The organism is Pelomonas margarita, from assembly GCF_043555875.1.
Classification (GTDB): Bacteria; Pseudomonadota; Gammaproteobacteria; order Burkholderiales; family Burkholderiaceae_C; genus Pelomonas; species Pelomonas margarita.
In genome coordinates this window covers 223,230-243,183 of sequence record NZ_JBIGHW010000002.1, presented here as the reverse complement: position 1 = coordinate 243,183, position 19,954 = coordinate 223,230, and the positions used below count along the sequence as shown (strand labels likewise).

The window sequence follows — 19,954 nt, the reverse complement described above, 5'->3', positions numbered from 1 at the left end:
TGCGGCTCAACTCAGCCCAGCGTGGCCAGGCGGGCCTCGATGGCGGCCTTGGCCTGCAGCAGCTCGGCTGGAACCTTGGCGCCGAGCTGGCGGAACAGCTCGTCGTGCAGCGCCATCTCGGCGCGCCACTCGGCGGCGTCGATACGTGTGACGGCCTCGAACTTGTCGGCGCCGAAGTCCAGTCCTTGCCAGTTCAGGTCGTCGAGGTCGGGCGTCACGCCGAACACGTGTTCCGTGCCGCCGCCGTTGCCGTCGATGCGGTCCAGCATCCACTTCAGCACGCGCATGTTCTCGCCGTAGCCAGGCCAGACGAACTTGCCATCGGCGCCCTTGCGGAACCAGTTGACGCAATAGATGGCTGGCAGCTTGGCGCCCGAGGCCTTCAGCTTGGCGCCCAGATCCAGCCAGTGCTGGAAGTAGTCCGCCATGTTGTAGCCCATGAAGGGCAGCATCGCGAATGGGTCGCGGCGCACCACACCCTGCTGGCCAGCGGCGGCGGCGGTGGTCTCGCTGCCCATGGTGGCGGCCATGTAGACGCCTTCCACCCAGTTGCGTGCCTCGCTCACCAGCGGCACGGTGGTGGAGCGGCGGCCGCCGAAGATGAAGGCATCGATGGCCACGCCGGCCGGGTTGTCCCAGTTCTCGTCGAGCGCCGGGTTGTTGGTGGCGGCCACCGTGAAGCGGGCGTTGGGGTGGGCGGCCTTGGCGCCAGTTTCCTTCGCGATGGCGGGCGTCCATTCCTTGCCCTGCCAGTCGATGCAATGGGCCGGCGGCGTGTCGGTCATGCCCTCCCACCACACGTCGCCGTCATCGGTCAGCGCCACGTTCGTGAAGATCACGTCCCGCTGCAGGCTGGCCATGCAGTTGGGGTTGGTGTGCGAGTTCGTGCCCGGGGCGACGCCGAAGTAGCCGGCCTCGGGGTTGATCGCGTACAGGCGGCCGTCGGCGCCCGGCTTGATCCAGGCGATGTCGTCGCCGATGGTGGTGATCTTCCAGCCGTCGAAGGCGGCCGGCGGGATCAGCATCGCGAAGTTGGTCTTGCCGCAGGCGCTGGGGAAGGCGGCGGCTACATGGGCCTTCTTGCCCGACGGGCTCTCCACGCCCAGCACCAGCATGTGCTCGGCCAGCCAGCCCTGGTCACGGCCCATGGTCGACGCGATGCGCAGCGCGAAGCACTTCTTGCCCAGCAGCGCGTTGCCGCCGTAGCCCGAGCCGTAGCTCCAGATCTCGCGCGTCTCGGGGTAGTGGACGATGTACTTGGTGGTGTTGCAGGGCCAGGACACGTCAGCCTGCCCGGGCTGCAGCGGCGCGCCCACGGTGTGCACGCAGGGCACGAACTCGCCGTCGCTGCCCAGCAGTTCGACGACGGCGCGGCCCATGCGCGTCATCGTGCGCATGTTGACGGCCACGTAGGGGCTGTCGCTCAGCTCCACGCCGATGTGGGCGATGGGGCTGCCCAGCGGGCCCATGCTGAAGGGCACGACGTACATCGTGCGGCCCTTCATGCAGCCCTTGAACAGGGCGGTCTCACCGGTCTGCAGCAGCGCGCGCATCTCGGCCGGGGCCATCCAGTTGTTGGTGGCGCCGGCATCTTCCTGCCGTTCGGAGCAGATGAAGGTGCGGTCCTCGACGCGGGCGACGTCGCTGGGGTCGGAGTTGGCCAGGTAGCTGCCGGGGCGCAGCGTCGGGTTGAGCTTCTTGAACGTGCCGGCGGCGACGAGCTGCTCGCACAGGCGCTGGTACTCGTCGGTGCTGCCGTCGCACCAGTAGACGTCGGCCGCCTCAGTCAGCGCCGCGATCTCGGCGACCCAGGCGATCAGCCGGGCGTTCTTGACGTAGGCGGGCAGGTTCAGGCGCAGGCCCTGCATCACGGGTTGGTTCATGGGAAAGCTCCGATCGGGTGGATGTGTTTGAGTCAGCCGTCGGAGCTGGCCCAAGCACATCGGCCAGGGCCTGCCATTGTGGAATTCGATGTAATCGCTTCGTAACCGCCGAGATGGGTGTTCCCATGCAAAACCGGAATAACGCCATGCTGGATAGGGCTTGGTGGCGCTATCCGGCGATGAGGCGTTCGGGTTGCTGTGGATTTTTGGTGAAACCGGATGGAACCTGGCGTGGCGTCAAGCCACCCGCAGTGCCGCTCCGCCCGCCTTGCGGGCCGTCACGTGGCCGATCTCGGCGGCTGCGGCGAATCCGTGGCGGTGGAACACGGCCAGCACCTCGTCCACCGCGCCCGCGTCGCAGGACACCAGCAGGCCGCCGCTGGTCTGCGGGTCGGTCAGCAGCGCGCGGTCGGTGGTGTTGAAGCCCTCGGGCAGCACCACCTCGGCGCCGTAGCCGGCCCAGTTGCGGCCTGAGGCGCCGGTGATGAAGCCAGCCTGGGCCAGTTCGCGAACCTGCGGCAGCAGCGGCACGCGCGCCCAGTCCAGCGCCACCTGCACGCCGGCACCGCGCGCCAGCTCCAGCGCGTGGCCGGCGAGGCCGAAGCCGGTCACGTCGGTCATCGCATGCACGCCGTCCAGCGCCGCCAGCTCGGGGCCGGGGGTGTTGAGCTGGGTGGTGGTGGCCACCATGCGCGCATAGCCGTCGGCGCCCAGCGCCTCCTTCTTCAGCGCGGCTGACATCACACCCACGCCCAGCGGCTTGCCCAGCACCAGGCGGTCGCCCACGCGGGCGTCGGCGTTGCGCTTGACGCGCTGGGGGTGCACCACGCCCAGCGCCACCAGGCCATAGATGGGCTCGACGGAGTCGATGGTGTGGCCGCCCGCGATCGGGATGCCCGCCGCCGCGCAGACCGACTCACCGCCGGCCAGGATGCGGCCGATGACGTCCAGCGGCAGCACGTTGATGGGCATGCCCACCAGCGCCAGCGCCATGATGGGCTTGCCGCCCATGGCGTAGACGTCGCTGATCGCGTTGGTGGCGGCGATGCGACCGAAGTCGAAGGGGTCGTCGACGATGGGCATGAAGAAGTCCGTCGTCGCGATCAGCGCGATGTCGTCGCTGAGCTGGTAGACGGCGGCATCGTCCGAGGTCTCGATGCCCACCAGCAGCTGCGGGGGCACCGGCAGGCCACGGGTGCTCTTGAGAATCTCGCTGAGCACGCCGGGCGCGATCTTGCAGCCGCAGCCGCCACCGTGGGAGAGCGAGGTGAGGCGGGGAGTGGGGGAGGCGGTCATGGGGTGTCGGCGATGCGTTGGGCCAGGGCCTGGATGCCGTCGTCGGAGAGGTCGTTGCTCTCGACGCGGCGGGCGTTGGACAGGCCGGCCAGGTGGCGGCCTTGGGAGCGGGCGTAAAGCGGGTCGTAGTGGCGGGCCATCAGGGCCTCGAACAGCGGCGGTAGCTCGCCTGCCAGCGCCCAGGCCTGCCACTGCGCCAGCACCTCGCGCGGCAGCAGCTCGCGCAGGGCGCCCAGCTTGTCGGCCAGCGCGGCGCGGTCGTCGCCCAGCCAGGCGTAGTCGCGCAGCAGGTAGGCCAGCCGCGCCTCGGGCGAGGCGGCTATCTCCACGACCGGGCTGGCGCGCAGGCGCAGCAGCAGCGGCTCGGGCACGGTGATGCGGCCGATGCGCCGGCTCTCGGCCTCCACCCAGATGCGGCGCGTGGGGTCGATCCGCGCAAGCTGATCGCACAGCTGCGTCTCGAAGGCCTTCTGCGACGGCTGCGGCCGCCCGGGCACTGCGCCCAGCACCGAGCCGCGGTGGGCGGCCAGGTCTTCCAGGTCCAGCACCTGCTCGCCACGCGCGGCCAGGGCCTGCAGCACGCGGGTCTTCGCGCTGCCGGTGGGGCCGCACAGCACGCGCAGGTCCAGCGCCGGGGCGCGCTGGGCGATCTGCTCGATGACGTGGGCGCGCCAGGCCTTGTAGCCGCCTTTGAGCTGCTGGGCGTCCCAGCCCACCAGGCGCAGCCAGTTGACGAAGCTGCCGCTGCGCAGGCCGCCGCGCCAGCAGTAGACGAGCGGACGCCAGTCGCGCGGCTGGTCGCGGAACAGCTCGTCCAGGTGGCGGGCGATGTTGCGCGCCACCATGGCGCCGCCGATCTTGCGGGCCTCAAAGGCGGAAACCTGGACGTAGGTGGTGCCGACGATGCGGCGCTCCTCGTCGTCCAGCACGGGGCAGTTGATGGCGCCGGGAATGTGGTCGAGGGCGTACTCGGCCGGCGAGCGCACGTCGATGAGGACCGTGAACTCGCCCAGCTCGGCCACGGTGGTGGGCTTGTGACTCATGGGAGGCGGGAGGTTACACCGCCACGCCCGGCCCGGCCCTGGCGCTCAGGGGGCGGGCGTGCGCATGACGGCGTGGCGCCGGCGCGCAGGGCCGATGCCGCTGACCAGGGCGATGCCGGCTAGCACGCCCAGGCAGCCGGCGCCGAAGCCGGCCTCCGGCCGCTCGTCCAGCAGCGCCATTCCCAGCAGCACGCCGAACAGCGGCGTCAGGAAGGCGAAGGCGCCCAGCTGCGAGGCCAGGTAGCGGCGCAGCAGCCAGCACCAGGCCAGAAAGCTCGCGAACGACACCACCACCGCCTGGAAGCCTAGGTGGGCCAGCACGCGCGGCGTGAACGTCGGCGGCGCCTGGCTGTCCAGCGCCGCCACCGGCAGCAGCAGCACGAAGGCGCCCAGCAGCTGGTACAGCAGCGTCTCGGTGGCCGGTGCGGTGGCGAGGCGGGAGCAGCGCAGGGTGACCGTGGTGGCGCCCCAGGCGGCGCCGGCCGCCAGCGCCAGCAGATCGCCCTGCAGCGTGGCGCTGCCGGCACTGCCGGCAAACGCCCAGGCCGTGCCGGCAAAGGCCAGCGCGATGCCGGCCCACTGCGGTGGCGCCAGCCGTTCGGCAGGCAGCCGCAGGTGCAGGCCCAGCGCGGCGAACAGCGGCGCGGTGTACAGGAAGATGACGATATGCGAGGCTGGTGCCAGCTGCAGCGCCCGGGCCACCAGCAGGTACTCCAGGCCGAACAGCGCGCCCGCCACCAGGCCCGGCCCAAAGTGCTGGCGCTGCGGTGTCTCGCCGCGCCAGCGCATCAGCAGCGCCAGCATCACCAGTGCGATGCCCGAGCGCAGCGCCACCATCAGCAGCGGGCTGGCGGCGTCGGCCACGGCCTTCAGCGAGACCTGCTGCAGCGCCCAGACCAGGCACAACAGGCTCATCACGGCGCCGGCGCGGGCGTCCACGGCGGTGGGTGTCGTCGGGTTCATGCCCGCACTGTGGGGCCGGCATGGTGAATCGAAAATCACATAATTCCGTAAGCAACTATTCGATATTCGAAACCATGCCTGACCTGCAGATCGACTGGCTCAAGTGCTTCGTAGCCACCGTGGATGCGGGCTCGCTGTCGGCCGCGGCGGCGGAGGTGCACCGCTCGCAGTCGGCGGTCAGCATGAAGATCCGCAAGCTGGAGTCGGCCGTGGGCCACACCCTGCTGCTGCGCGGGCCGCGCCTGCTGCAGCTGACGCCTGCCGGGCAGACGCTGCTGGGTCATGCCCGCCGCATGCTGGATGTGCAGGCCGAGGCGCTGGCGGCGTTGCAGGGCGGCGGGCTGTCCGGCGTGGTGCGCCTGGGTGTGCCCGACGACTACGCCAGCAAATACCTGACGCCGGTGCTCAAGCGCTTCGCGCCCCGCCATGGCGGCGTGGAGATCCAGCTGGACTGCGAGCAGTCCACCGTGCTGATCCCGCGCGTGCAGCGCGGCGACCTGGACCTGGCGCTGGTGTCGCGCGACCACGCACGCCGCGGCACGCTGCTGTTCCACGAGCCCATGGTGTGGGTGGGATCGCCGCAGTTCGAGGTGTGGGCGCGCGACCCGCTGCCCATTGCCGTCTACGAGGAGGCCAGCCTGGGCCGACGCAGCGCGCTCCAGGCGCTGGCGCTGCAGGGCCGGCCCTACAAGGTGGTCTACAACAGCTCCAACCTTGCGGGTCAGATTGCGGCCGTGGAGAGCGGCCTGGCCATTGCCGCGCTGACGCAGTGCAGCGCGCCGGCGCACCTGCAGGTGCTGGGGGCGGCGCAGGGCCTGGGACCCCTGCAGCCCATGGAGGTGGCCGTCTACCGCAGCCAGGCGTCCAAGGGCAGCAAGGCCGTGGACAGCCTGCAGCAGATGCTGGTGCAGACCTTGCGGCAAGCCGCCGGCTGAGGGCGCGGCTCAGCCATGCCAGCGCAGGCTGGCGCGGCGCACCACCTCGGGCAGCAGGTGGTGCTGCTGCTCCAGCCGGCGCAGCCAGGCGGCATCGTTGCCGGTGCCGGCGATCTCTTGCCGCAGCAGCTTCAACGCCGGCTCTGCGCCCAGGTCGGCGGCGTGGGTGTCCAGCCGGCCCAGCACGGTGGCGAGGTCGTCGCGCAGCACGCGGTGCTCGCCGGTCTCGGGGTCGACGAAGGTGCCGTCCAGCCCGAAGCGGCAGGCTTGGAAGCGGTTGAAGGTGTAGGGCAGGTAGTCGTCCTCGCTGAGCGTGAACGGCTTCTCCAGGGTCAACCAGCGCGCCAGGCACTGGATGAAGCCGGCCAGCGCAGCGGCCTTCTCGATGGTGAGTGGCGTGTCCAGCACGCGGACCTCGATGGTGCCGAACTCGGGCTTGGGGCGGATGTCCCAGTAGAAGTCCTTCATGCCGGTGACGACGCCGGTGCGCGTCATCTTGCCAAAGAAGGTCTCGAAGTCGGCCCACGTCTGCACGAAGGGCGCGCGGCCGGAGAGCGGGAAGGCGAACACCGAGTTCAGCCGTGCCGAGTCGAAGCCCGTGTCCTCTCCCTGCACGAAGGGCGACGACGCGGCCAGCGCGATCAGGTGCGGGATGAAGCGGCTCATGCCGTGCAGCAGCACCAGCGCCTCATCGGCGCTCGGGCAGCCCACGTGCACATGCTGGCCGAACACGGTGAACTGCTTGGACAGATAGCCGTACAGCGCGCTCAGCTCGTGAAAGCGCGGCGTCTCGAAGATGCGCCGCCGCGTCCAGTGCTGGAAGGGGTGGGTACCGCCGCCGCACAGGCTCACGTCCAGCCGCTCGGCGCAGTGCACCAGAGCGTCGCGGATCTCGCCCAGCTCCGCCAGCGCCTGGCCATGGCCCGCGCACACGCCGGTTGACAGCTCGATCATGCTGCTGGTGATCTCCGGCTTCACGTCGCCGGGGATGCGGTGCTTGGCCATCAGCCGCAGCAGGTCGCCCGAGACCGGCGCGAGGTCGTAGTCGTCGTTGTTGACGATCTGCAGCTCCAGCTCCACGCCCAGCGTGAGCGGCTGCGATGTCGAGAACACACCCAGGCTCATGGCTGGGACTCCTTGCGTGGGGTGGGGGCCGGCGGCAGTTCGCCGGCCAGGCGCAGCGCCAGCTGCACGGCCACCGGCCCGGCCAGCTCCAGCACCGCGATGCTGGCCAGGATGATGGGCACTGCACCCGCGGCCAGCTGGGCCTCGGCGCGCATCAGCTCGCTGAGCATGACCAGCGCCGTGCCCGATAGCGGCATCATCGTGACCGACAGCGCCAGCCCCTGGCGCCAGCTCGCGCCGGCCCAGGGGGCCAGCGCGACGATGGCCACGGCCTTGCCCAGCCAGCGCGCAGCGAGTAGCGCCAGCGCCGCGAAGCCGCCGGCCACCAGCAGCGACGGCGACCACGCCGATCCCACGATGACGAACAGCATCAGCACCAGCGCGCCGCCCGAGGTGCCGAAGTGGCGCGGCCACACCCAGGGCCGCGCACAGGTGTTGCGCAGCAGCAGTCCCGCCAGCAGCGGCATCAGCAGCGTGGACACGCCGATGGAACGCGCCGCCACGATGGCGAACGCGACGAGCCCGAACAGCAGCAGCGCCGCGCTCTCGTTGCGCAGGTCCAGCCGGCGCGCGGCCAGGTAGACAGCGCCGGCCAGCAGCGCGGCCACGCCCAGCGTCGTCAGCAGCGAAATGGCCATGCCGGCCAGCGCCTGCGGCAGGCTGCCGCCGTCGTCGGCTGCCCACCACGTGCGCATCAGCGTCAGAGCGATGACGGCGTAGCCTGTGTTCAGCGCCGTCAGCAGCTGCGCGCGCTGCGTCACCTGGCCTTCGGCGCCCATCTCCAGCGCCACGCGGCCCGACATGGCCGCCGGCGCCGGCATGGCCAGTAGCGCACAGGCCAGTGCCGTGGGCCAGCCCACGTCAAACGCCCGCAGCACCAGCGCCACGGCGGCCGCGCTCAGCAGCGCCTCGGCCAGGCTGGTGGCCAGCAGGCCGGGGTTGCGGCGCAGCCAGCGCAGGTTCACGCGGCTGCCGATCTCGAACAGCAGCAGGCCCAGCGCCAGGTCGGTGACGGTCTGCGCAGCACCGCTCAAGGGCAGCGTCACGCCATGGCCGAAGGCGGCCGCCAGGAAGCCGGCCAGCGTGTAGCCCACCACGCGCGGCAGCCGCGTCGTGGCGGCGATGAACTCGCCCGCCAGCGCACCTGCCAGCAGCACGCCGACGATGAACATCAGCTCGCTGGACGGCGTGACGGCCAGCCCGGCCCAGACGCGGGCGCCGCTGTCGAGTGCGGTCATGCGTTCCCCTTTGAAACAAGGCCCGCAGCCTAGTTGCAGGAGGTGACATCCCGTGTAGGCCAACATGCCGACATGCCCCGGCGCGCCGGCCGCGTCACGGCTTCGTGACAATGGCGCCATGCAGCTGATCAGCGTCAACACCGCCCGCGTCGAATCCTTCACCGCCACCACCGGCGAGTCCCTTACCTCCGCCATTCGCAAGCGCACTCGCAGCGGCCGCGTGGCCGTCGGCCCGCTGGGCCTGGAGGGCGACGAACAGGCCGACCCCAGCGTCCACGGCGGCCTGGCCAAGGCCGTCTATGCCTACCCGCAGGAGCACCTGGCCTTCTGGGCCACGGTGCGTGGCCAGGCTCGCGTGGCCGGCGAGCTGCAGCCGGGCGACATGGGCGAGAACCTGACGCTGCAGGGCCTGCTGGAGAACAAGGCCTGGATCGGCGACGTGCTGCGCTTCCCGGACTGCGAGCTGGTCGTCTCCGAGCCGCGCCAGCCCTGCTTCAAGTTCAACGCCCACATGGGCTTCAACCAGGCCGCCAAGCTGATGGCGCAGAGCGGCTACTGTGGCTTCTACCTGGCCGTGAGACGCGAGGGAAGCATCGCCGCTGGCGAGGCCTTCGAGCTGCTGCCCGGGCCGCGCGAGGTGGGCATTGCGGAGCTGTTCCGCGCCAAGATGCGCAAGCAGGCCTCGTGATGCGCCGGCGTGAACTGCTGGCTGGCGCCGGCCTGCTGCCGCTGGCCGCGCATGCCGGCCCGACGCTGAAGGTCGGGCCACGGCAGGCCGTCAAGTCGCTGGCCGCCGCGGCGCGGCAGGCGAAGGACGGCACGCTCGTCGAGGTGGACGCGGGCGACTACCTCGCCGACGTGGCCGCCTGGCCTCAGCACGACCTGACCCTTCGCGCCGTGGGCGGCCGCGTGCGCGTCATCGCGGCCGGCGCCCATGTGCAGGGCAAGGCGCTGTTCGTCACGACCGGCCAGCGCCAGCGCATCGAGGGTTTCGACTTCATCGGCTGCAGCGTGCCCGACCGCAACGGCGCTGGCGTCCGGCTGGAGGCCGGCTCGCTGACGCTGGTGAACTGCGTGTTCCGCGACAACGAGAACGGCTTGTTGTCGGCCAACAACGAGGCCATCACGCTGGACATCGTGGACTGCGACTTTGGCCCCATCCCGCTGCGCAGCGGGATGACGCACAACCTCTACGTGGGCGCGATCGCGCGGCTGTCGGTCACCGGCAGCTACTTCCACGGCGGCCTGCTGGGCCACCTGCTGAAGAGCCGCGCGGCCATCAATCACGTCCTCTACAACCGCCTCACCGACGAGGTCGGCGGCCGCGCGAGCTACGAGCTGGAGTTCCCCAACGGCGGCGTGGCCGTTGTGATGGGCAACCTCATCATGCAGAGCGCGAGCACCGAGAACCCGCACCTCATCTCGTTCGGCGCGGAAGGCGCACGCGGGCCGCGCCAGGCGCTGCACCTCGTGAACAACACGCTGGTAGACCAGATGCGCAGCGGCGGTATCTGGCTGCGCGTGTCACCGCGTCAGGCGGAGGTCACGCTGGCCAACAACCTGCTGGTGGGTGCGCCCAAGCTCGCCGCCGACGGCCACTGGACGCGCCGGGCCAACTTCGCGGCAGACTGGGACGAGTTCGTGCTCGCGGTGCGCGAGGACTTCCGGCTGCGGCCGGGGTCGGCGCTGCGCGGCAAGGCGCAGGACGTGGGAGAGGCCGACGGCTTGCGCCTCAGCCCCACGCGCGAGTACCGGCACCCGCGCGGCACCGTGGCACTCAGCGGCCCGGCGCGTCACCCGGGCGCATTCCAAGGGTGAGGCCCCTCGCCCAGCCGTGCGGCTGGGCGGTCCCCCGAGGAGACGGCGATGCTCGTGGCATCGAGCCACGAGCACATCGCCAGCGCGGGCCGGCTTGGGGCGGCCCGGCGCTCGGCCCGCAGTTCAGGCGGAGTGCTGCGCCACGGCGGTGGGGTAGTCCGTGTAGCCCTCGGCGCCCCCGCCGTAGAAGGTCTCCTTCTGCGGCGCGGCCCAGGGCAGGTCGTCGCGGATGCGCTCGATCAGGTCCGGGTTGCTGATGAAGGGCCGGCCGATGGCCACCGCGTCCGCATGGCCGCTGGCCACGGCCTGCAGCGCCATGGCGCGGTCGTAGCCGTTGTTGACGATGAACGGCCCGCCGAAGCGCCGTCGCAGCTCGGCGTAGTCGAAGGGCGCGTGCTCGCGCGGGCCGCCGGTGGCGCCTTCCACCACCTCCAGGAAGGCGAGCTTCAGGGCGCTGAGGCGGTCAGCCACGTGGTTGAACAGGGCCTGCGGGTTGCTGTCCTGGCCGATGTCGTTGGCCGGCGTCACCGGGCTCAGGCGCAGGCCGGTACGGCCCGGGCCGATGGCCTCGGCCACCGCCGTCATCACCTCGATCAGCAGGCGTGCGCGGTTCTCGATGGAGCCGCCGTAGGCATCGGTGCGGTCGTTGGCGCTGTCGCGCAGGAACTGCTCCAGCAGGTAGCCGTTGGCGGCATGCACCTCCACGCCGTCAAAGCCGGCAGCGATGGCATTTCGCGCGGCCTGGGCGTAGTCAGCCACCAGCTGCGGGATTTCATCGGCGCGCAGCGCGCGCGGCGTGTCGGTCGGCACCAGCTCGCCGTGGGCGGCGTAGGTGCGCGTCTTGGCGGCGCGGGCGGTGGACGACACCGGTGCCTGGCCGCCCGGCTGCAGCCCGTTCACGGAGATGCGGCCCACATGCCACAGCTGGATGACGATCTTGCCGCCCTCGGCGTGCACCGCGTCGGTCACCTGCTTCCAGGCGGCGATCTGCTCGGGCGAGTGGATGCCGGGTGTGTCGAAGTACCCCTGGCCGTCGGGGCGGATCTGCGCAGCCTCGGTAATCAGCAGGCCGGCGCTGGCGCGCTGGCGGTAGTACTCGGCGATCAGGGCCGTGGGCGTCTGGCCGGGCGCGCGGTTGCGCGTCAGCGGTGCCATGACGAGGCGGTTGGCGAGCGTGATGTCGCCCAGTTGGAGGGGGTCGAAAAGCGTAGGCATCAGGAGCAGATGGGGAGAGGGAAAACGGTTTCAAGCCTAGCGGCGGCAACGCTTTCCCCGGACGTCCGGGGGCGATCCCGGGTGTGTTAGCGACAATCGCCCCCATGCTCGCCTACCGCCACGCCTTTCATGCCGGCAACCATGCCGACGTCCTCAAGCACCTGGTGCTGACCCGCGTGCTGCGCTACATGGGCGAAAAGGACAAGCCCTACACCCTCATCGACACGCATGCCGGCGCCGGCGGCTACTCGGTGGAGGGCCGCTACGCGCAGAAGAACGCCGAGTACGCTGGCGGCATCGCCAGGCTGTACGACGACGTCGACACCCTGCCCGCGCCGCTGGCCGACTACGTGGGCCTGGTGCGCGCCTTCAACCCCGACGGCCAGCTGCGCCAGTACCCCGGCTCGCCGGCCATCGCCAACTTCGTGCTGCGCGACACCGATAGGCTGCGCGCCTACGAACTCCACTCCACCGACCACCGCATCCTCGCCAGCTACCTGGAGGCGCGGCCCAACACCCAGGTCAGCGACCGCGACGGCTTCGGCGCCATCAAGGCCGAGCTGCCGTCGCCCACGCGGCGTGCTGCGCTGCTGATGGACCCGCCCTACGAGATCAAGACCGACTACGCCAAGGTTTTGGCCGCGCTGCGCGAGGCGCTGGAGCGCGCGGCCGACACGGTGACCATGATCTGGTACCCGCAGCTGCAGCTGCTGGAGTCCACCCAGCTCGTGCAGCGCCTGAAGGCCAGCGCCGACGCCGCCGCCAAGAAGGGCTGGCTGCATGTGCGGCTGACCGTCACGCAGGCCGATGCCAAGGGCTTCGGCATGATGGGCAGCGGCATGTTCATTGCCAATCCGCCGTTCACGCTGCACGACGAACTGGCCGAGTGCTTGCCGCTGCTGGTGGAGCGGCTGGGCCAGTACGACGGCGCGAACTTCGTGCTCGAACAAAAGGCCGCTTGAGCCGGAAGGACAATCCCCCCATGAGCACCCAAGACCTGACCGACGCCGAGTTCGCTGAACTCGACGAACTCCTCGCCGCCACGCCCGAGCCGCTGCAGCCGCTGGACGCCTCCATGCTGGACGGCTATCTGTGCGGTGTCATCGTGCAGCCCCGCCTCATCGAGACCGATGAATGGCTGCCCAACATCTTCGACTACGACGGTGGCCTGCTGCCCGAGAGCGTTGACGCCACCTGGCTGGACCGCCTGACCCAGCTGGTGGAGCGCCGCCATGCGGCGCTGACGCGCGGGCTGGCCGAAGACGGCTGGGTCGACCCCGTCATCCTGGAGGTCGACGAGGGCCAAGAGCCCGAGCCTCTGCCGGAAGACGCCACCGACGACGAGAAGGCCGCCCGCGCCAGCTACGACGCGCTGGGCCCCATCTCGCGGGCGCTGATGCCCTGGGTGGCCGGCTTCCAGCACGCGGCGCTGTGCTTCCCCGAGCTGGCCGACATGCCCAACGACGACGTGGCCGCCGCCATGGCGCGCCTGTACCGCCACCTGCCGGCCGAGACGGTCGAGGAGAAGGAAGTCGTCGCCACGCTGAACCGTGAGCACCCGCTGAAGGACCTGGACGACGCCATCGAGGAACTGGTCGTCACGGTGGCCGACCTGGCCGACCTGACGCAGGCCGAGCGCTACCGCGTCGAGACCATCCGGCGCGACACGCCCAAGGTCGGCCGCAACGACCCCTGCCCCTGCGGCTCCGGGCGCAAGTACAAGCAGTGCCACGGCAGCAATTGAAGCGACGGCCCGTAGGGCGGGTCATGACCCGCCGCCCGGTTGCCGATGCGGACGGCGCGAGTCGGCGGGGCGCCCCAGGACGGCGGGTCGCGACCCGCCCTACGACGTGAGAGTCCAGCTCCTTTCGGACCTCCACCTGGAGACCGAGAGCTACGAGCCGCAGCCCGCCCCGGGCGCCGACGCGCTGATCCTGGCCGGCGACATCGACACCACCTGGCGCAGCTTCGAGCTGTTCCGCGGCTGGCCGGTGCCGGTGCTGGTCGTGCCCGGTAACCACGAGTTCGACCGCCGCGACGTGGACGACGCGCGCGAGGCGCTGCGGGCCCACGTCCACGCCGTGGGCCTGCGCCTGCTGGACGACGAGTCCGCCGTGCTGAGCGACGCGCAGGGCCGGCGCGTGCGCTTCGTCGGCTGCACGCGCTGGTGCGACTTCAATGCCTTCGGCGCCGCCGGCCGCGAGCGCGCCATGCGGGCCGGCGGCTATTTCCAGAACGTCATGCAGTCCACGCGCTTCGGCGAGCCCTTCGGCGTGGACGCCGTGCGCCGCCTGGGCCTGGAGCAGCGCGCCTGGCTGGCCGAGGAGCTGGCGCGCCCGGGCGACTGGGACGCGACGGTGGCCATCACCCATTTCGCGCCCAGCCTCAAGAGCGCCGACCCGCGCTATGGCCGCCAGCCCGGCACGGCCAGCTTCTGCAACAACGACGAAGACCTGTTGCCCTTTGCGCAGCTGTGGCTGCACGGCCACCTGCACTGCCGGCACGACTACCGCGTGGGCGACACCCGCGTCGTCAGCAACGCGCGCGGCCACAGCAAGCGCGGCGAGGCCGATGGCTTCGACGGCCAGCGCGTCATCGAGGTGTTTGCGGGCTGACGGGTGGCGGCCTGCGGGCAGGCGCCGGGCGCGTCGCGGGCTGAGTTCGCAGCGCTGTGTGGCGAACTCGGGCGCCTGCTGCCCGACTTCGTCGCGTGCGGCTGGAGCGGCATGGCCGGCTTTCCTAGCATGCCGGTCGTTGCCACTCGATCACTGCCCATGCGCCCTGTTGCTTCGACCTTTTGGTGCGGCCTGGCCGGCACCGTGTTCTGCCTTGGCCTGACGGCCACCCCGCCTGCCCAGGCCGCCGATGCGTCGCCTGCGCCGGGCCAGACGCTGAAGGACTGCGAGGACTGCCCGACCCTGGTGGCGCTGCCGAGCAGCAGTTTCACCATGGGTTCGCCCGCCGGTGAGCAAGGCCGCCGCCGCAACGAGGGGCCGCAGCGGCGCGTGAGCATCGCGTATCGCCTGGCCGTGGGGCAGTACGAGGTGACGAAAGCCGAGTTCGCACGCTTCGTGAGCGCCAGCGGCCACCAGCCCGAGCAGCAGCCGGGCGAGGGCTGCCACGTGTTCGATGGCAAGACCTGGGGCACCAGCCGGCAGCACGGCTGGCGCAACCCCGGCTACGCCACCACCGATGCTCACCCAGTCAGCTGCGTCAGCTGGCATGACGCGCAGGCCTACCTGGCCTGGCTGAACCGGCTGGTGCCGGGCAAGGGCTACCGCCTGTTGAGCGAGGCCGAATGGGAGTACGCCGCGCGCGCCGGGCACGGCGGCCGCTACGCCTGGGGCGACGACGATGCACTCACCGAAGCCTGCGCGCATGCCAATGGCATGGATCAGACCGGCAAGGCGCAGATCAGCGGCGTCACCTGGGCCGCCAACGCCTGCAGCGACGGCGCGGCCTTTCCGGTGGCCGGCCCGGTGTACCGGCCCAATGCCTTCGGCCTGTACAACATGGCGGGCAACGTGTGGGAGTGGGTGCAGGACGTTGACCACACCGACTACACCGACGCGCCCACCGATGGATCGGCCTGGACCGCTGGCGGCGACCCGGCCTTCCGCGTGACCCGTGGCGGCGCCTGGTTCAGCTACCCCGCCGGCCTGCGCTCTGCGTACCGCAGCAAGAGCGAGCCCGACTTCCGCGGCGGCGGCGTGGGCTTTCGCATCGCCCGGCCGCTGTAGCGGCGGTGTTCAGCCGGCGTGCTTCACCGGCTTGATGCGCAGCGCCCACACCACGCCCGCCATCAGCAGCGCGATGCCCGCGAGCGTGGCCGGCGGCGGCATGCGCTGGTTCCACAGAAAGGCATAGGCCAGCGCCGCCAGCGTCTCGAACACGATGAGCTGGCCCGACAGCGAGGTCGGCAGGCGCTGGCTGGCCTCGTTCCAGCACAGCGTGCCCAGCCATGACGAGCACAGGCCGATGGCCAGCATCAGGCCGATGAAGGCCAGCGGCCGCTCGCCCAGCGGGAAGTCGTAGCCTGCCGGCATCAGCGTGCCCGGCGCGGCCAGCTGCATGGCGCCCACGGCCAGCAGGCCCGCCAGGGCCATGGGCCCGGTCACCAGGCCCTGCGCCGTGGCCCAGGCGCGCGGCGAGCGATCGCTGTGCGCACGCAGCCAGTCGGCATTGCGGATGGGATACCAGGTCCAGCAGGCCAGCGCGGCCACGGCCAGCAGCGCGCCTTCGGCATAACGGCGCAGATCGCCGGCGCTGGCCTGCATGTGGGCCAGCTCGTCCCGGTTGACCAGCGCCAGCCCGGTGCCGATCAGCGCCAGCGAGGGCAGCAGCTTCAGCCACGGCAGCTGACCGTCGCGCACGCGGTTGCGGTGGTTGGCGCACACGGCGATCACCACCGGCAACGTGCCGATGATCATGGTGGGCAGCGGCGCCCCGGCGCGCTGGATGGCGGCCGACAGCGTCAGGTAGTACAGGAAGTTGCCGATAGCGCTGAGCTTGACGGCCTCCCACCAGTCGGCGGGCTGCAGCTCGCGCAGCGCGCGGCGGTCCATCAGCGCCAGCGGCAGCGCGATCAGCCCGAAGGCCAGGTAGCGCCCCACAGTCAGCAGCGCCGGCGGGCAACCCGGCAGCATCACCGGCGCAACGAACACCAGCCCCCACATCAACCCGGCCCCGAGGGCGAACAGCACACCAGCGAACATGGGGCGGCATCATCGCCCAGCCCCGCGGGCCGAGGCTTCTCGGCTGGCTCGCCTCAGTTGCCGAACCAGGCGGCCACCGCCGCGCGCTGCTCCGCGGTGCAGTGCAGGCCCAGCTTGCTGCGCCGCCACAGCACATCGTCGGCGCTGCATGCCCATTCCTCATCCATCAGATGGCGCAGTTCGCGCTCGAACAGGCCCGGTGCGATCTCGGCGCCAGCCGGCTCGGCCAGCAGCGGGGCGGCCAGGTCGCCATAGGCCAGCGCCAGGCGCGCCACCAGCGCCGCCGGGCGCTCGGGGTGGCGGGCCTGCAGCGCGGCGGTGAAGGCGGTGATGTCCACGCCATGCGGCCCCAGGTCGCCGCCGGGCAGGCGGGCCGTGGCCGTCCAGGGGCGGCGGGCATCGCCCAGCAGGCGGCCCAGCTGCGTGGCGCCGTCTTCGGCCAGCTTGCGGTAGGTGGTGAGCTTGCCGCCCCACACGTTCAGCAGCGGCGCGCCACCGTCGGTGTCGGCCTCGAGCAGGTAGTCGCGCGTGACGCTGGAGGCCGAGCCGCCCTCGTCCAGCAGCGGGCGCACGCCGGCATAGCTCCACAGCGCATCGGCCGGCGTGACGGGCCGGGCGAGGTAGCGGCTGGCCTGCTCGCACAGGTAGTCGGTCTCGGCGGCGCTGATGGCCGCGTGGTCGGGCGGCGGCGCGTTGTGCGGCAGCTCCACGTCCGTCGTGCCGATCAGTGTGAAGCGGCCCTGGTAGGGGATGGCGAACAGGATGCGGCCGTCGGGGTTCTGGAAGATATAGGCGTGGTCATGCGTGAAGCGCTGCGCCACGACGATGTGGCTGCCCTTCACCAGCCGCAGGCCGCGCGCGGGCAGTGGGCGGCCGTCGGCGCCTTGCGTGTGGTCGCGCAGGAAGCTCTCGGCCCACGGCCCGGCGGCGTTGACCAGTGCGCGGGCGCGCACCTGCCTGCCCGTGGCCAGCGCCACTGCCCAGCCAGCGGCCGTGCGCGTGGCCTGCGTGACGGCGCAGCGCGTCAGCACCTCGGCGCCGCGCGCGCGGGCGTCCTGCGCATTGGCCACCACCAGCCGCGCGTCGTCCACCCAGCCGTCGGAGTAGACAAAGCCGCGCGTGAACTCGGGCCGCAGCGGCGCGCCGTACTTGCTGCCGCTCAGGCGCAGCGGGGCCGAGCCCGGCAACAGCTCGCGGCGGGCGAGGTGGTCGTACAGGATCAGCCCGGCGCGGATCATCCAGGCCGGCCGCAGGTGCGGCGCATGCGGCAGCACGAAGCGCAGCGGCTGGATCAGGTGCGGCGCGCTGCGCAGCAGCAGCTCGCGCTCCTGCAGCGCCTTGCGCACCAGCGAAAACTCGTAGGTCTCCAGGTAGCGCAGCCCGCCGTGAATAAGCTTGGTGGACGCCGACGAGGTGTGCTGGGCCAGGTCTTGCGCCTCGGCCAGCAGCACGCGCCAGCCCCTGCCGGCCAAGTCACGCGCCAGGCCGGCACCGTTGATGCCGCCTCCCACCACCACGACGTCAAAATCGTCCATCCGACGACTCTAAGTGAAGCCAAGCCATGGACGCTCTGCTCGCGCTGGACCAGGGAACTTCGAGCTCACGCGCCGTGGTCTTCGGCCGTGACGGCCGCATCCTCGCCGTCGCGCAGCGCGAGCTGACGCAGCACTTCCCCCAGCCCGGCTGGGTGGAGCACGATGCCACCGAGATCTGGGCCGGCCAGCGCGCCTGCGCGCAGGAGGCGGTGGCCCGGGCCGGCGTGCCGATTGCCGCCATCGGCATCACCAACCAGCGCGAGACCGTCGTGCTGTGGGACCGCCAGACCGGCCAGCCGCTGCACCACGCTCTCGTCTGGCAGGACCGCCGCACCGCCGCGTTCTGCGACGAACTCAAGCAGCAAGGCCACGAGCCCCGCGTGCGTGCGCTCACCGGCCTGGTGCTGGACCCTTACTTCTCCGCCACCAAGCTGCGCTGGCTGCTGGACCACCTGCCCGGCGCCCGTGCCCGCGCCGAGCGCGGTGAACTCGCCTTTGGCACCGTGGACAGCTGGCTGTTGTGGCAGCTGAGCGGCGGCGCCGTGCATGCCACCGATGTCAGCAACGCCTCACGCACGCTGCTGTTCGACATCCACCGCAGTGACTGGAGCGACGAGTTGCTGGGCCTGTTCGGCATCCCGCGCGCGCTGCTGCCCGAGGTGCGCCCCTCGGCGGCGGCGTTCGGGGTGGCGGCCGAGTTCGGCGCGCCCATCACCGGCATCGCGGGTGACCAGCAGGCCGCGCTCTTCGGTCAGGCCGCGCTGCGGCCCGGCCAGGCCAAGAACACCTACGGCACCGGCTGCTTCTTGCTGATGCACACCGGCGCCCAGGCGCATGCCTCCACGCACGGCCTGCTGACCACGCGCGCCGCGCAGCTGGGCGGGCAGGCGCAGTACGCGCTGGAAGGCAGCGTGTTCGTGGGCGGCGCCGTGGTGCAGTGGCTGCGCGACGGGCTGGGGCTCATCCGCAGCAGCGCCGAGGTGCAGGCGCTGGCCGAGAGCGTGCCCGACAGCGGCGGCGTGATGCTGGTGCCGGCCTTCGCCGGCCTGGGCGCGCCGCACTGGCGGGCCGACGCGCGCGGCGCCATCGTCGGCCTCACGCGCGGCAGCGGCCGCGCCCACATCGCCCGCGCGGCGGTGGAAAGCATCGCTTTCCAGAGCGCCGAGCTGCTGCAGGCCATGCAGAACGACGGCGCCGCGCTGACCGAGCTGCGCGTGGACGGCGGCGCGTCGGCCAACGACCTGCTGATGCAGTTCCAGGCCGACCTGCTGGGCCTGCCCGTGCTGCGCCCCCGCGTCATCGAGACCACGGCGCTCGGCGCGGCGCTGCTGGCGGGGCTGGGGGCGGGTGTTTACGGCTCACCCGAGGAGATGGGCAGCCTCTGGCAACTGGACCGCGCCTTCGAACCCCGCATGTCGCGCGACGAGGCGGCGGCAAGGCTGGCGCAGTGGGCAAGGGCGGTGGGGCAGGTGTTGGCGGGGTGAGGGGGAACGGCGCGAGGTAACTTTTCACCAAACGCAGCCGGACGTGCTTTTGCAAATGCTTTGTGGGCATAGTGTTTGGATAACAAACACTCGCGATAGCGACAGCGTTTTGTAGATGCGCTATTGCCCTGGAGTCATTAGGAATAATATGAAAATCAAGAATTTCGTCGGCAATAAGTCTGGATTGGCTTGTCTGCAGCAGCCTAAGTTTGAGGCGGGCCTCATAGATATAACGTCTGCGTGCTCAATTGGCGCCAGTATCGGCAAGACAGGCGACATCACGAAATCCATTACGAAAACACTCAGGTCATTAGCGGGTTGGAACAAGACGGAATGGAAAGATTTTCACCCATTCGTCCAATCCCTAGGAAATAAAAAGTCGTTTGCGATTGACGCTTTTCACCCGGGGAGCGGGATTGCTGTTGAGGTTGAGCTTTCGAATCAAACAGCTTTTTCGCATGATCTTATGAAGCTTGATGCGGCTTATAAGTTCAATAAATGCTCGCTCGGGGTGGCGGTGGCTCTGAGTGATTCCCTGAGGATGAGCTTGTCTGGTAAGACGGTTGGCTATCTCACATTCGGCAAGGCGTGTACTTGGCTTCAAGTTGTTGGCGAAACAATTTCCGTCCCGCTGCTGGTGGTGGAGTTGGGCTGATGAAAGAGTCAGGGCTTGAACGTCAACTCTTGGCTAGTTCCGAGCTCGG

18 protein-coding genes are annotated in these 19,954 nt (G+C 70.7%); 9 read left to right on the top strand and 9 right to left on the bottom strand.

The window, feature by feature from the left end; genetic code table 11:
- Positions 1-11: 11 nt before the first annotated feature.
- The 4 genes from ACG0Z3_RS04660 to ACG0Z3_RS04645 all read right to left on the bottom strand — a co-directional run bounded on the left by ACG0Z3_RS04660 (position 12) and on the right by ACG0Z3_RS04645 (position 5,185).
- Positions 12-1,883: a phosphoenolpyruvate carboxykinase (GTP) gene (locus ACG0Z3_RS04660; RefSeq protein WP_394395754.1), complete on the bottom strand. Its 1,872-nt coding sequence runs from the start codon at positions 1,881-1,883 to the stop codon at positions 12-14.
- 237 nt (positions 1,884-2,120) lie between these two features.
- Positions 2,121-3,179 carry a selenide, water dikinase SelD gene (gene selD, locus ACG0Z3_RS04655; protein ID WP_394395753.1) on the bottom strand — a complete coding sequence of 353 codons (1,059 nt, stop codon included), beginning with the start codon at positions 3,177-3,179 and terminating at the stop codon, positions 2,121-2,123.
- On the bottom strand, positions 3,176-4,222 hold the full coding sequence (mnmH, locus tag ACG0Z3_RS04650; protein ID WP_394395751.1) for a tRNA 2-selenouridine(34) synthase MnmH: 1,047 nt from the start codon (positions 4,220-4,222) through the stop codon (positions 3,176-3,178). Before mnmH ends, selD begins: the two co-directional genes overlap by 4 nt.
- Positions 4,223-4,267: 45 nt before the next feature.
- Complete coding sequence (locus ACG0Z3_RS04645; RefSeq protein WP_394395750.1) at positions 4,268-5,185, bottom strand: DMT family transporter; 918 nt, start codon at positions 5,183-5,185, stop codon at positions 4,268-4,270.
- Between the two features lie 74 nt (positions 5,186-5,259).
- Between ACG0Z3_RS04645 and ACG0Z3_RS04640 the strand changes: the two genes are divergently transcribed.
- The gene (locus tag ACG0Z3_RS04640; RefSeq protein ID WP_394395748.1) at positions 5,260-6,120 is read left to right on the top strand and encodes a LysR family transcriptional regulator; all 861 of its coding nucleotides are present in this window, start codon (positions 5,260-5,262) and stop codon (positions 6,118-6,120) included.
- A 9-nt stretch (positions 6,121-6,129) separates the two neighbouring features.
- On the opposite strand, the gene ACG0Z3_RS04635 is transcribed toward ACG0Z3_RS04640, so the two are convergent.
- Together ACG0Z3_RS04635 and ACG0Z3_RS04630 are read right to left on the bottom strand one after the other, a co-directional pair.
- Complete coding sequence (locus ACG0Z3_RS04635; RefSeq protein ID WP_394395746.1) at positions 6,130-7,245, bottom strand: YbdK family carboxylate-amine ligase; 1,116 nt, start codon at positions 7,243-7,245, stop codon at positions 6,130-6,132.
- On the bottom strand, positions 7,242-8,483 hold the full coding sequence (locus ACG0Z3_RS04630; protein WP_394395743.1) for a cation:proton antiporter: 1,242 nt from the start codon (positions 8,481-8,483) through the stop codon (positions 7,242-7,244). Before ACG0Z3_RS04630 ends, ACG0Z3_RS04635 begins: the two co-directional genes overlap by 4 nt.
- A gap of 118 nt (positions 8,484-8,601) precedes the next feature.
- Here ACG0Z3_RS04630 and ACG0Z3_RS04625 point away from each other — a divergent pair, with 118 nt between their 5' ends.
- Entirely contained in the window at positions 8,602-9,171 is a 570-nt protein-coding gene (locus tag ACG0Z3_RS04625) for an MOSC domain-containing protein (RefSeq protein WP_394395741.1), read from the top strand.
- Entirely contained in the window at positions 9,171-10,301 is a 1,131-nt protein-coding gene (locus ACG0Z3_RS04620) for a hypothetical protein (RefSeq protein WP_394395740.1), read from the top strand. The genes ACG0Z3_RS04625 and ACG0Z3_RS04620 overlap by 1 nt, the downstream gene beginning before the upstream one ends.
- A 123-nt stretch (positions 10,302-10,424) precedes the next feature.
- Here the strand turns inward: ACG0Z3_RS04620 and ACG0Z3_RS04615 are convergent, their stop codons facing one another.
- Positions 10,425-11,516 carry an alkene reductase gene (locus ACG0Z3_RS04615; RefSeq protein WP_394395739.1) on the bottom strand — a complete coding sequence of 364 codons (1,092 nt, stop codon included), beginning with the start codon at positions 11,514-11,516 and terminating at the stop codon, positions 10,425-10,427.
- 104 nt (positions 11,517-11,620) lie between these two features.
- On the opposite strand from ACG0Z3_RS04615, the gene ACG0Z3_RS04610 reads away from it, so the two are divergent.
- The 4 genes from ACG0Z3_RS04610 to ACG0Z3_RS04595 all read left to right on the top strand — a co-directional run bounded on the left by ACG0Z3_RS04610 (position 11,621) and on the right by ACG0Z3_RS04595 (position 15,256).
- Positions 11,621-12,478, top strand: coding sequence for a 23S rRNA (adenine(2030)-N(6))-methyltransferase RlmJ (locus ACG0Z3_RS04610; protein ID WP_394395737.1), 858 nt, complete (start codon positions 11,621-11,623; stop codon positions 12,476-12,478).
- Between the two features lie 20 nt (positions 12,479-12,498).
- Positions 12,499-13,260, top strand: a complete 762-nt coding sequence (locus ACG0Z3_RS04605) for a UPF0149 family protein (protein ID WP_394395736.1) — start codon at positions 12,499-12,501, stop codon at positions 13,258-13,260.
- Between the two features lie 106 nt (positions 13,261-13,366).
- Positions 13,367-14,131, top strand: a complete 765-nt coding sequence (locus ACG0Z3_RS04600; RefSeq protein ID WP_394395733.1) for a metallophosphoesterase — start codon at positions 13,367-13,369, stop codon at positions 14,129-14,131.
- A 159-nt stretch (positions 14,132-14,290) separates the two neighbouring features.
- Positions 14,291-15,256 (top strand): formylglycine-generating enzyme family protein, encoded by a 966-nt coding sequence (locus ACG0Z3_RS04595; protein ID WP_394395731.1) that lies wholly within the window; start codon positions 14,291-14,293, stop codon positions 15,254-15,256.
- Positions 15,257-15,265: 9 nt separating this feature from the next.
- Here the strand turns inward: ACG0Z3_RS04595 and ACG0Z3_RS04590 are convergent, their stop codons facing one another.
- On the bottom strand, positions 15,266-16,231 hold the full coding sequence (locus ACG0Z3_RS04590; protein WP_394395729.1) for a DMT family transporter: 966 nt from the start codon (positions 16,229-16,231) through the stop codon (positions 15,266-15,268).
- Positions 16,232-16,284: 53 nt separating this feature from the next.
- Complete coding sequence (gene glpD, locus ACG0Z3_RS04585) at positions 16,285-17,766, bottom strand: glycerol-3-phosphate dehydrogenase (RefSeq protein ID WP_394395726.1); 1,482 nt, start codon at positions 17,764-17,766, stop codon at positions 16,285-16,287.
- A gap of 26 nt (positions 17,767-17,792) precedes the next feature.
- Between glpD and glpK the strand changes: the two genes are divergently transcribed.
- Complete coding sequence (gene glpK, locus ACG0Z3_RS04580; protein WP_394395724.1) at positions 17,793-19,250, top strand: glycerol kinase GlpK; 1,458 nt, start codon at positions 17,793-17,795, stop codon at positions 19,248-19,250.
- 148 nt (positions 19,251-19,398) lie between these two features.
- Positions 19,399-19,905 (top strand): BglII/BstYI family type II restriction endonuclease, encoded by a 507-nt coding sequence (locus ACG0Z3_RS04575; RefSeq protein WP_394395721.1) that lies wholly within the window; start codon positions 19,399-19,401, stop codon positions 19,903-19,905.
- Positions 19,906-19,954: the final 49 nt, after the last annotated feature.